7 protein-coding genes are annotated in these 13,513 nt (G+C 44.0%); all 7 read left to right on the top strand.

Annotated features, from left to right (window positions below):
• Positions 1 to 11 precede the first annotated feature (11 nt).
• The 7 genes from ING2E5A_RS01740 (at position 12) to ING2E5A_RS01710 (ending at position 13,307) form a co-directional block, all read left to right on the top strand.
• Positions 12 to 2,291, top strand: coding sequence for a hypothetical protein (locus ING2E5A_RS01740; RefSeq protein ID WP_071135921.1), 2,280 nt, complete (start codon positions 12 to 14; stop codon positions 2,289 to 2,291).
• A 43-nt stretch (positions 2,292 to 2,334) separates the two neighbouring features.
• Positions 2,335 to 3,408 carry a metallophosphoesterase family protein gene (locus tag ING2E5A_RS01735; RefSeq protein ID WP_143102539.1) on the top strand — a complete coding sequence of 358 codons (1,074 nt, stop codon included), beginning with the start codon at positions 2,335 to 2,337 and terminating at the stop codon, positions 3,406 to 3,408.
• A 25-nt stretch (positions 3,409 to 3,433) separates the two neighbouring features.
• Positions 3,434 to 4,762 (top strand): Gfo/Idh/MocA family protein, encoded by a 1,329-nt coding sequence (locus ING2E5A_RS01730; protein ID WP_071135920.1) that lies wholly within the window; start codon positions 3,434 to 3,436, stop codon positions 4,760 to 4,762.
• 37 nt (positions 4,763 to 4,799) lie between these two features.
• The gene (locus ING2E5A_RS01725) at positions 4,800 to 6,266 is read left to right on the top strand and encodes a glycosyl hydrolase family 28 protein (protein WP_071135919.1); all 1,467 of its coding nucleotides are present in this window, start codon (positions 4,800 to 4,802) and stop codon (positions 6,264 to 6,266) included.
• 646 nt (positions 6,267 to 6,912) lie between these two features.
• Complete coding sequence (locus tag ING2E5A_RS01720) at positions 6,913 to 9,969, top strand: SusC/RagA family TonB-linked outer membrane protein (protein ID WP_161941927.1); 3,057 nt, start codon at positions 6,913 to 6,915, stop codon at positions 9,967 to 9,969.
• Positions 9,970 to 9,995: 26 nt separating this feature from the next.
• Positions 9,996 to 11,603: a RagB/SusD family nutrient uptake outer membrane protein gene (locus tag ING2E5A_RS01715; protein WP_071135917.1), complete on the top strand. Its 1,608-nt coding sequence runs from the start codon at positions 9,996 to 9,998 to the stop codon at positions 11,601 to 11,603.
• Positions 11,604 to 11,699: 96 nt separating this feature from the next.
• Positions 11,700 to 13,307, top strand: a complete 1,608-nt coding sequence (locus tag ING2E5A_RS01710; RefSeq protein ID WP_154670007.1) for a right-handed parallel beta-helix repeat-containing protein — start codon at positions 11,700 to 11,702, stop codon at positions 13,305 to 13,307.
• Positions 13,308 to 13,513: the final 206 nt, after the last annotated feature.

Raw genomic sequence — 13,513 nt, 5'->3', positions numbered from 1 at the left:
GAAAGATAGAGATGAAGTACAATTCATGCTTAACGTTAATTTATACGTTACTATTAATCGGCATTACAGCTTGTTCACAAAAGGAATTATCCAATACGGTTAATCGCCGAGGTGAGAAAACAGCTTTTCAGACGAGTAGCCACTGGAAGCCTGTGACCGATATCCGGGCAGATATCGCCATTGTCTATGGCGCCAGTGACAATGAAAAAATGACATTCGAGCAGAGGGTGCAAAGTTGGTGTGATCGTGGATATATCACACATTTCATGACCGGCATCGCCTGGGGAGGCAACTACAGGCCCTATTTCCATGGGGAATGGGACGGAGTTGAACATTGGGACGAAGGACAGGTCAATCGACAGGGAGACACTATCTGGCATGGAAGCAGAGGTTCGACACCCTATATTGTTCCAACTGAAAACTTTTTAAGATATCTGAAAGAGGTCCATATTAAGCGGGTAATCGATGCAGGAATAGATGCCATTTATCTGGAAGAGCCCGAGTTCTGGGCCGCTGCCGGCTATAGTGAATCTTTCAAGAAAGCATGGAAAGATTACTACGGTTTCGATTGGAGACCCCAGCATACCTCTGCCGAAAATACTTATCTGTCCAACAAGCTCAAGTATCACATGTACTACAAGGCACTGGATGAATGTTTTACATATGCAAAGGAGTACGGCAAGAGTAAAGGGATGAATATCCGCTGTTATGTTCCCACTCACTCACTGGTCAATTATGCACAATGGATGATTGTAAGCCCTGAAGCAAGTTTGGCCTCACTCCCCAATGTTGACGGATATATTGCACAGGTATGGACCGGCACCTCTGCCGAACCGAACTATTTCAACGGGAAATTGGCTGAACGGGTATTTGAAACAGCCTATCTGGAGTATGGCTGCATGGAGGCCATGACGGCGCCTACCGGTCGCAAATTATTCTTTCTTACAGACCCCATTGAAGACAGGGAATTTGATTGGCCATACTACAAGCAGAACTATGAAGCTACATTTACTGCGCAACTTCTCTTTCCTCAGATCAACAGTTACGAGGTAATGCCTTGGCCGGACCGTATTTATGAAAAACTTTATTACACCAGTGCCCACTTTAAACGGGGTACAGGGATCTCAGGATCACGCAATATGGAATTGATTGACCCAGAGAACGCTGATAAAGACAAGAAGGAACTCATTCCTCGCTTCTACTCAACCCAAATGCAGGTAATGATCAACTCATTGAATGAGATGCCGCTATCCTCCAATAAGCTCTCCGGTTCGCATGGCATTTCCGTCCTGATGGCCAATTCAATGATGTTCCAAAGGGCACCTGATCCAATTGAAGGTTATGACGATCCCCAGCTCTCCAATTTCTACGGAGAAGCACTTCCCTTCCTGAAACGGGGAGTACCTGTAAAAATATTACACATTGAGAACGTATCCTATCCTGAAACATGGGCAGATACACGAGTTTTGCTCATGTCATATTCAAACCTCAAACCCTTATCGGCAGAATCACATACATATCTGGCCAATTGGGTAAGAGATGGAGGAGTCATCGTTTACAGCTCAAGGGATACCGACCCGTTTCAAAACATTAAGGAGTGGTGGAATCAAGGTGAAAATCAATTCAAAAGACCGTCCGATCACCTGTTTAAACTTCTTGGAATAGAGGTGAATCCCAAAGAAGGTGAATACATCTGCGGAAAAGGCTCGGTCTACGTAATACGCAAGGATCCCAAGGAATTTGTCTTGAATGAGAATGGGGAACTCGATTATGTGGCTATCGTCAAGAAAATGTATGAAGAGAGAGCCAATGCGGGTGAATTGGTATTCAAGAATAACTTTTACCTGGAGAGGGGACCTTTCAATATAATTGCGGTAATGAATGAGAGCGTGAGCGATGATCCATACCATGCTGAAGGATTGTTTATCGATCTGTTTGACAATAAACTGCCAGTACTGACCGAGAAAACGGTGAAGCCGGGAGAGCAGGCATTCCTGTTTGATCTCAATCGCATAGAAAACAGAAAGAGACCACAGGTACTGGCTGCTGCTTCGCGTACGGAAAACGAGACCCGAAGCAGGAAAAGCTACTCGTTTACCACCAAAAGTCCGTTGAACACAACCAACGTAATGCGTCTGTTGTTGCCGGCTGAACCAGTAAAGGTTGACATCACGGACAGTAACGGGAACAGGATAGAGGAAGCAACCTGGAGTTGGGATGCTCTCAGCAAGACCTGCCTGCTTGGCTTTGAGAACAATCCCGACGGAGTGAATGTTGCGATAAAATGGTAAAAAGTAATTTCAATCAGTATAAATCATTGAAAAAATAGTTTCTATGGACAAAAAGATAAACAGGCGTACTTTTATCAAGGGCACCGCTCTGGCCGGTATGACGGGAGTAGTTGCAACACATTCGTTTGCAGGAATCTTACCTTCTGAAACATCTACAACAGAAGTCGACAACACGAAAAGAGGACTGTTTTACAACAAAAATGGCAAGTTCAAGATTCTGCAATTAACCGACACACACTACATAGCCGGGAATCCAAAATCGGAAAGAGCGCTAAAGAATGTAAACCAGATGTTGGACCTGGAGAAGCCCGACCTGGTGATTCATACCGGTGACATTATTTTCGGAGAACCGGCCGAACGCTCGGTAAGAGAGATACTTGAACCGATTTCGAAAAGAAAGATCCCTTTTGCTGTCGCCTTTGGGAATCATGATGAGGAGTACGACAAATCTCGTCAGGAGATGCTTGAGATTGTGATGTCAATACCGTACAACATAAATACAAAAACTGAAGGCATCTATGGGGTTAGCAACTGCTTCTTAACGCTCTCTCCTTCGGGAAGCGACAGGATAAGTCGGGTGTTCTATATCTTTGACAGCAATCGCGGAGCCACAATCGAGGATATCCCCAACACCTATGGACACATCCATTTCGATCAAATAGCCTGGTACAGGATGCATAGTGAAAAGTTCACCAAGATTAACGGAGGAACGCCCATTCCATCGCTGGCATTTTTCCATATCCCTCTACCAGAGCACAAGGAAGCATTCAAAGATGAAGAAAGTGGTGTTGTAACGATTGGAACCCGGGGAGAGAATGTTGCCTCTCCGAAAATTAACTCAGGAATGTTTGTATCCATGAAGGAGATGAAGGATATTGAAGCTGTATTTGTTGGACACGATCACAATAGCGATTTTGTAACCTATTGGAAGAAAATGTTCTTCATATATGGTCGGTTTAGCGGGTGCGACAACGTTTATAACGATCTGAAACCAAACGGTGCACGTGTAATCGAATTGACTGAAGGGAAAGAAGGTTTCCGTTCATGGATCCGTTTGTATGGGGGCGAAATCATTCAAGATTTGAATTTTCCAGGTAGTTTTGTGAGGAGAAAATGAAGTTATAAACATCAAACAAGCAAGCATGAAGACAACAGATATTCAATTTAGCCGTCGTAATTTTATCAAAGCAACTGCGGGAGCAGGTATCTATCTGGCATCGGCAAAATACTCGGCAATTTTTGCGAAGAATAATTCCGAACCTCCTGTAAGATTGGCATTCGTAGGGGTTGGAAGTAGGGGGATGTCGATGTTGGAGACAGCGCTTATGCTGGAGGGTGTTGAGATTGTTGCCGTTTGCGATATTGTAGCAGAGAGGGTCGAAAAAGCCCAGCAATTGGTAAAGTCGGCCGGTCAACCCAAGCCTAGAGGTTTTACCGGGAAAGAAGAGTATAAAAAGATTGCCGACCTCCCGAACGTTGACGGTATTTTTACTGCAACCCCATGGAGCCTGCATACCCCAGTAATGGTTGCCGCCATGAAAGGCGGTAAATACGGAGGTACCGAAATGCCTGCGTGCGACGGCTATGATGAGGCCTGGGAACTGGTTGAAACTGCAGAGAAAACAGGCATGCATTGCATGTTATTGGAAAACTATGCATACATGCGAAACGTAATGATGGTACTCAATATGGTACGGGAGGGATTGTTCGGAGAGCTGAATCACTGTGAAACAGGGTATCAGCACGACGTGCGTTATGCAACCATCGGAGAGAAAGGAGAGCTTCTCTGGAGAGCACATGAGCGTTATCTTAACCATACAGGCAACCGCTATCCAACACATGCTATCGGCCCTGTTTCCCAATGGATTGACATAAATAGAGGCAACAAGTTCGAATACCTGGTATCGATGAGCAGCAGATCACTTGGTCTCAATCACTATATCGCCAAGAACCATGGAGCAGACCATCCCAATGCTAAGTTAAAGTTCAAAGCGGGTGATGTCAATTGCACTTTGCTCCAGACAGCCAACGGCATTACAGTTACTCTATATTACGATTCACTCAGTCCGAGGCCCGTTGATTTCATTTATCGGATTCAGGGAACAAAAGGTATCTATTCCGGAACATTAAATAAGATCTATCTGGAAGATGAAAGCCCTGTTCCTCATGAATGGGAGGAGATTGATAGATATTTACAAAAATATGATCACCCGTTGTGGAGAAAATATGGCGATATTGCAACTAAAACAGGTCATGGAGGAAGTGACTACCTCTGCATGAGAGATTTTGTAGAAGCAATACGCAACAAGACTGAATTTCCTATAGATGTATATGATGCGGCAACCTGGAGCATCATCACAAAACTGACAGAGGAATCGGCACTAAACAAAAGTAGACCGGTCGATTTCCCCGACTTTACCCGTTCAAAATGGAAAGATAGAAAACCTATGCCAATAGTGAATCCACTATAATTCATGGCTCAACAACCCCTCATTATAGAAATAAGAGATGAAAAAAAATATTCTGTTATTGTTGATTATTTGCGTGGGCATCTCCTCTTGTAAATATTCCAAAAGTGATGTTACCGTTTACAGCGCACCCGAAGGTGAAGTGTTGAATGAGAAATACCGGGTTTCAGTAAACGGAATCGACGTGCCTGTCTTTAATACCAGAATATGTACGGAAGACATTCAGGGTCGTCATAGAGCCGGGATTGAAGCTCTGGCAGATTCGGCGTACGACATTGCCGGCTTTGCCTCTTTTGATTTGAAAAAAGGCCCGGCAAAAGTAAATGTCACCGTTAATGATCCAATCGCATCTGCAAAGATCCTGCCTACCTCGTTCGGTATTATTCCGACGATAAAGGGCAAAACACTCACTTTCGAAGTTGACAAACCCCAACACGTTACGGTCGAGATCAATGGCGATCATATACGTTCCTTACACCTCTTTGTGAATCCGGAAGAAACAGATATTCCCGAACCGAACGATCCAAATGTAATTTATTTTGGTCCGGGAATCCATGAAATCACCTCAGTTCCTGTTGGCGACAATCAAACCGTTTATATTGCCGGTGGAGCTATCGTAAGAGGTGTTTTATCAGAAAATGAGAAAGATAACAAGGGAGCGATTTTCGTTATGAGAGGTAAAAATATTACTTTTCGTGGAAGGGGGATAGTAGACTTGGGGGCAATATCACGTGTAAGGGGTAGCAGTACGATGAGTGTTAACGTCGATGGATTCAAATTGGAAGGAGTTATATTATGTAATTCACCTGGATGGACTGTTTCTCTACGTGATTGCAACAATGTCCATATAGACAATTTAAAGTTATTTGGCCATCGCGCTAATGCCGACGGCATAGACATAGCAGCTTGTATTGATGTTCTGGTGGAAAACTGTTTTATACGCACTTGGGACGATCTTATCGTGGTTAAAACGTACCGGGGAGTCACTCAGGATGCTCGTCGTATCCATGTGCGAAAATGCGTACTTTATAATGAATGTGCCCATGCATTAAGTATTGGAGCTGAAATCACACGGGATGTAGAAGATGTTTTATTTGAGGACTGCGATATAATCGGCGATCACGGACGCGAATGGACGCTACGTATTTATCACACCGATGCGGCAACGGTAAAGAATGTCCGCTTCGAGAATATTCGTATCGAGGAGTCAGTCCAGTTTGCTTCGTTGTGGATCAATTCGGCCGTTTGGACAACAGATACTGCACGGGGTCATATCGAGGATATTGTATTTAAAAACATAACCGTCAACAACTCCGGCTATCAACTGCATAAAGAGATGGAATTTCTCGGCTATGATGCCAATCATGCGATCAAAAATGTATTGATAGAGAATGTTGTGATCAACGGCAGAAAATTGACCCGGGAGGATATCAAGATCAATCCTGGCATAGGCAGTAAAGAGGGCATCATGATGAACCAATTTGTATATGGTGTTACCGTGAGGTAGGGAGGGGTCACCGACGACCCCAATCTGCCCCGCTTCTGTTCCCGATCGCCTCATAGTTATATTGTGTTAAATTTATCGATCTATATCGCTCGATTTAAAAAAAATTGTAAGTTTGTGACTTAAACGATAAAGTTGATAGAATCCCATGGAATAGCAGTTTTTAAATATTAACATATTAAACTCAACAGCTTAGATACTAACAAACTAATTGATATATTTAAACTTGAAAGTGGTACCGGAGATATCCCCAGTAGTGAAATTTTTTGAAAAACGTCTCATAAAACATAGAGGAATCTCACTCTTTTTTTAAGTTTGTTATTACTTAAACGATAAAGTAGTTTTAATGTGAGATAACTCTAATGTTAGATTCAGTGAAACAAATTGAGATGATAGTATATGTAGAAAAACACTCCTCAGCTGATTTTTTTAATTACGAATTAATTTGGATCATGCCTATGAAAAAAGAAAGAAAGACAGGAACATTGACAGTTTAAAAATGAAATAATTAACTGCCCATTTGTATTTTTATTTAATACTATTTCACACCTAACTCGGTCCATTATTTATACTCTAAAATGAAAAACGAATGAAAAACAAAAATTTTAAAATGATTTACTGGTTTGACAAACTGTGTAATTCCAAAGCTATGAAAAAAATTACCACAGTATGGTTGATAACATTGTTAACCATGGGGCAAGCATTTGCTGGGAACAGCAGCTTTTACACCAGCAACAGATCTGAGGAAAAGAATGAAATTTCCGATGTGCAACAGACAAAATCGGTCAAAGGCAGGGTCACCGATGCATCAGGAGAAACAATCCCGGGTGTGACAATTTCTGTCAAAGGCACCAATCAGGGGACAACAACCAACATCGATGGCGAGTATCAGCTGATCAATGTCCAGGAAAATGCGGTTCTTGTCTTCTCGTTTGTAGGGATGGAAACAGAGGAGATTCCGGTAGCTGGCAAAACGATCATCAATGTGGTGATGTCTGAAAGTTCCATTGCATTGCAGGAAGTAGTTGCAATTGGATACGGTACAATGAAGAAAAGTGATTTGACCGGAGCTGTATCTTCGGTATCTTCGCGTGACTTTATCAATATGGCTTCAAGCTCATCCAACTCCATCCTTGCAGCAAAGGCTCCGGGAGTCACCATCAGAAAAAGTAACGCGGCTCCAGGAGTAGCTCCAATCATTCGTGTAAGGGGTGCAAATTCATTAATGGGATCAAACGATCCCCTGATAGTGGTAGATGGCAATTATGGGTCACTACCCGACATGTATGAGATAGAATCCATTGAAATCCTAAAAGATGCTTCTGCTACGGCAATTTACGGCTCCCGTGGAGCCAATGGAGTTATCCTGGTAACAACAAAAAGGGGATCCCAGAAGAAACCAACCTTGGAGTTTTATTCCGATTTCTCAATCAATACCATTGGCAAACGGTATGATTTGATGGATGCTTATGAGTTTGCAAAATTCAACCAAAGCGTTGGAGCTTATCCATTCACTGATGCCGAGGTTGAGAAATTCAAAAACGGCGGTGGTACAGATTGGCAGGATGCCATACTGCAGAGCGGTCTGTCACAGAGTTATCGCGTAATTTTCTCCGGAGGGAGCAAAGATATTCGCTACCATATAACCACTCACTACAACGACAACACCGGAACCATTAGAAATACGGAAGCCTCCGATTACGGGTTGAAAGCCAAAGTTGATATGGATCTCAGCAATCGACTCACAGTACAGGTAGAGGCGAGTGCAGGCCACAACGATAACCTCAATCCCGAACTGTCGCAAGGGGGAAGTAAGACAGCCATACCTTTAATGGCAGCGGTAGCCTTTTCTCCAACTGTACCGATTTACGATGAAAATGGCAGGTATACGCCACTGGGAGTGGGATCAGGCACGTTAATGAATCCGGTGTTGATGACAGAAGCACACCAGCGAAACTACGGAAATGGCGCTACAGGAGTTGGCAACCTTCAGTTTAAAATCACCGATGACCTCACATTGAATGCAAAAGCATTGATCTCATTATCGAATGGTGGCACCCGTGAATTTGAGTCACTCGAATATAACAGACTCTATCCACGGGCAGATCAGTATTCATACGACAACAAGAACTGGTTGACAAATGCATTCTTGACATATAGTAAGACATTTGCAAATAATCATGATTTTTCTGCAATGGTCGGCTTCGAGCAGACCAAGTATGAAGGTCAAAGTTTCTCGGCAAGTGCTGACAGGCTACCCATTGAATCGGTGGGTTGGAACAATCTTGGGCTGGCTGCCCCCTATATTGGAGTAGGATCGGGATGGGCAGACAATGCTTTACGCTCATATTTCGGCCGCATTAATTACAATTATGCCTCCCGCTATTATCTGACGGTTAACTATCGTGCAGATGGTTCATCCAAATTCAGGGGAGATAATCGTTGGGGCTATTTCCCGTCGTTCTCTTTAGCATGGAGGCTTTCGGAAGAGGCATTCATGAAAGAACAGGATCTGTTCCAAAATATCAGGATTCGTGGAGGATATGGTGTTACTGGAAGCCAGGCTGTAGGATCATATGCCACATACTCTCCGCTGAGAGGTATGGGATTCTTTTGGGGTGGATCAGCTATCCAGTCTGGCTACATTTCCCAGATTGGCGGCAATCCCAACCTGAAATGGGAGTCGACCAAACAGTTGAACGTGGGCGCCGACTTTACCCTGATCGACAGCCGTCTATCTTTATCGCTCGATTATTACAACAAGAAGACTGTCGACCTGCTGGCTCCATTGGCTGTCCCCGCTTATGCCGGAGGTGATTCTGAATATGGCAGGACAAGCGTAATCTCAAATGTTGGTTCCGTTAGAAATGAGGGATTTGAGTTTAACCTGAATTACTTCATCCTTAAAACAAAGGATTGGTCGTACGACATCAACCTGAATGGAGCCTTTAACAGGAATAAGGTGCTGGATCTGGGAGAAGAAGCAAGAATCTACGGAGCAGGTTATGCTCCCGGTCTGGCCTCAACCAGCCCGTTCGTCTTAATGCCGGGTCAACCCATCGGTACAATTTTCGGGATGAAATATCTCGGAATCTGGCAAGAAAATCAGGCAGAAGAGGCAGCCAAATATGGTGCGCAGCCGGGTGATTACCGATATGAAGACCTGAATGGAAATAATGCTTATGACTCTGACGACCAGCAGGTTATTGGAAACACAAATGCGCCGTTCTCCTGGGGTTTCAACAACCACATCTCCATCAAGAATGTCGACTTCAATATTCTGTTTGAAGGGGTGCATGGCCGTGATATCATGAACTGGGCTTATCTTGTGGCAACCGAACGAATTGACTTCACACAATTATACACACATAAGGATTCAAAAGACAGGTGGACACCCAGTAATCCCAACGCAAAATTTGCCAGGATAGGGAACAGTCACCTGATTCCCTTGTCTTCACAGTATGTGGAGGATGGGAGTTATGTGAAACTGCGCAATCTCAGTGTGGGCTACCGAATCCCGAAAAGTGTCGTCTCTTTTGCCACTTTGCGACTCTCACTTAGTGCACAAAACTTGCTGGTATTTACCAAGTACAAAGGATATGATCCGGAAATCAGTTCCACCAACGATGACATGAATTCGGGAATGGACTGGTTTGCCTATCCGAACTCCAGAAGTATATCATTTGGGGTAGCCATTGAATATTAACTATTCATTTTAAAAAAAATTTCATTATGAAAAAATACATCCATATAATTTTTATACTCTCTGTCATTGTTTCCTTTACATCTTGCCAATCGAATGATAAATTCCTGGCAGAAGAGCCTAAAGGCCAGTTGTTCGCTGATAACTTGTGTAACAATGAAGCTGAAATACAGCTGTTGATCAACGGAATGTATGGTATTTTTGACGTGGCAATCAATCGCCCGTATGAAAGCATGGAGATTAAGTTTGCAGCCTCTGATGATATCATAGGAACTGGAAATCAGCGTGTTTACTATCATGAAATGGAAATCAATATGCCGATTACAACCGGTGGGGATACCGATGTACAGCGGGGATATGAACGCGCTTACAACACCGTTAATCAGGCAAACACGATCATAAACAACTATAAAAACGCAACGGGTGTTGTACCAGAGGCTCGACTTAATGCATTGGCCGCACAGGCACATTACATCCGGGCCTTTATGTATTTCTGGCTTGTCAGGTTCTTTAACAACATCCCCTTGGTTACAACGGCATACGATCCTGACTCGAAAAGAGAAGTTACACTCTCTTCGAGTAAGGATGTGTATGAGTTGATTGTTTCGGATCTCAAATTCGCCGAAGAGTGGTTACCCGTTAAATGGGACGGATTTATGGCTAACGGGGCACCTACCAAAGGGGCTGCAAAATCGACCCTGGCATTGGTATATCTGCAAATGGCCGGCTATCCGGTGAACGGCGGAACAGAATATTACGCCCTGGCCAGAGATAAGGCGAAAGAGGTAATCGATCGGGCCAATGAGTTTGGTTATGCCTTGCGCGAACACTTCTGGGAAGTATTCGATCCCTATTGGGAGGCTGGCTCGAGGGAGTTGGACGAACCAATCTTCTGGATTGACCATACGCCAGATGACTATACGGTTAGATCACCCAACCCAAGCAGGCCGATCGAGTTCGGCGGTTGGGAATCAATGATCGCTGAACTAGGCTTTTTCAACCGTTTCCCTGAAGGAGAACGCAAGGAGTTTACCTTTGTTACCGACTTCTATCACTCCAATGGCACCTATTACTACTACACCGATTTGAAGGCCAAACATCCTGCGTACAGAAAGTTATGGGCCGACAACTTTACGCCTGGATGGGAGTGGGAAAATCGAGATGATCCCAATAGCAACTGGCGGACCAGGATGGATCTAAGTGCTTCCTGGTATAGTGGACGCCCGATAATTTTCACGCGCTATGCTGACGTTTTACTGATATATGCAGAAGCCAAGGCACGCACTGACGGACCGGATGCACTGGCATACAAATGTCTGAACGATGTGCGGAATAGGGCTTATAAGGGATTGGGAACCACAGAAGCCTCTGTGAGCAATTTAACTACCGAGCAATTCATTGACAGTGTTGTATGGGAAAGAGCATGGGAGTTCGCCGGCTTTGAATACTCCGCCCGGTGGTTCGATCTGCAACGTCTACAGCTTGTAGAAAAGGCTACTACCGAATGGAGGGAAGAACCGGAAGAGAAATATCAACTGCTCAGGCCCTATACCAAAAAAGATTACTTCCTTTCCATCCCAAGCAAGGAGGTAATGTTGAATCCAAACCTGGCAAACAACAATGCAGATCTTCAATAACAAATAACACTATTATCTATTCTGTCGAGAGGGGCGTGGTGTGTGAAAGATCACGCCCCTTATTTCAAACTCAAAGAGATCCAAGATCCTATATCGATGAAAAAATTGTTTTTAAGTTTATTAATCATCCTATTCTCACCTCTTGCCGGAGTTTGCCACCATTCACTGCAGGTTCAACATATCTATTATATATCTCCAAGCGGCAATGATGCCAACAACGGATTATCGCCGGCAACCGCCTGGAGATCAATTGAGAGGGTAAACCGGGAGACTTTCCGGCCCGGTGACAGGATTCTTTTCGAGTCGGACGGCACCTGGTATGGACAACTCTCACCCGCGGGATCCGGAACAAGAGAGAAGAAGATTTTTATCGGAAGTTATGGGAATGGGAAGAGGCCTGTAATAAATATCGGGGAGAGCACAGGTGCAGCAATTACGCTGATAGGCCAATCATGGTGGGAAATAGATGGGCTCGAGTTAACAAGCGGAGCTCCGCCACGGTTGAGGAGCAGGCGCAACGGGATAACTGCCCGTGCAAAAGAAGGAGGATCGATCGCAGGCATAACGGTCAGAGAATGTTACATCCACGATGTGTGGGGACAGGTAGGAGGGGCTGCCACCAGCACGATGATCTTGATAAGTGGCGCTGACGAGGAGGTTTTGGTAGAAAACAATATCATCAGACGTTGTGATAAGATAGGTATCCATGTGATAGGTAAAAAAAATGTTGTAGTTAGAGGTAACCGTTTAGAAAACCTTGGTGGTGATGGGATCATCGTATTTCAGGCTGATCGCGGATTGATAGAGCATAACATAGTAGAAAATAGCTGCTTGCGTACTGGTGATCCTCATTTAGACACTGGCGACGACAACCGTTATGACTGGTGGCCACATACCGCGGCGATATGGATAGCCCACTGCAATGAGACAATCATGCAATTCAACGAGGTATACCATACCGGCAGACAAGCAGGTAACGGCGATGGACAGGCATTTGATTTCGACTTTGGGTGTAAAAATTGCATCCTTCAATACAACTACAGCAGGGATAATGCCGGTTTTTTGTTAATTATGGACAATACCCACGAAAATATCGCACGGTATAATATCAGTCAAAACGACATTAAATTCAGGCCAACCCAACTGGTGACGATGTTTTGTGATACGGCGGAGCAAAATCTGCTTCACAACAACGTGTTTTATGTGGATCACGGAACCTCTGACATAACGTACTACTATGGCGATGAATACGGCCCCATGAAAGGAAAAGGAAAGAAAGATAAAGGAAAACTTGGGGCACACTTTAGAAACAACATATTCTACGCAACAGGTCAGGGCAGGTTCAGGACCGTCTATGCGCTGGGAGATTCACTGAACAGTGCCGAGTTCAGGAAGCTTGAAGATTTTCATCAGCTCCCTCCTTCTAAGGCCGGCACCCGATTTTACAACAATCTTTATTTTGGGCCTTGGATGAACGGGCTGCCTGATGATCCGAAAGCTATACAAGCAGATCCGAAACTTGTGTCACCAGGAAGTGGACGATATGGACTTAATTCATTGGAAGGATATAAGCTTAGGGATGATTCACCCTGTTTCAACCAAGCGATAGCTATTGAAATGGAAGGGGAGATCAATGACTTTTACGGAAATAAGACAGGAAAGAGTCCCACTGAAATTGGAGTTTTCGAAGATGCTAAAAGATAATTTGAAGATATACCGTACAGTTCAGAAGGCAACAATATTTATTATCTTTGATAGCGGCAATTGCAACACCAGATATTTTGTAATAGGTGTACCTGGGATAGTCAACAAGAGTAGACCATTGTCAAACTGTTAATCTAACATATAACTTGCATGACACGTAAATTTCTATTTCCTCTATTATTATCTCTTTTTGGGTCTGTTTGCGC

The sequence above is a fragment of the Petrimonas mucosa genome (assembly GCF_900095795.1).
Classification (GTDB): domain Bacteria; phylum Bacteroidota; class Bacteroidia; order Bacteroidales; family Dysgonomonadaceae; genus Petrimonas; species Petrimonas mucosa.
This window is presented reverse-complemented; position numbering and strand designations above follow the sequence as displayed.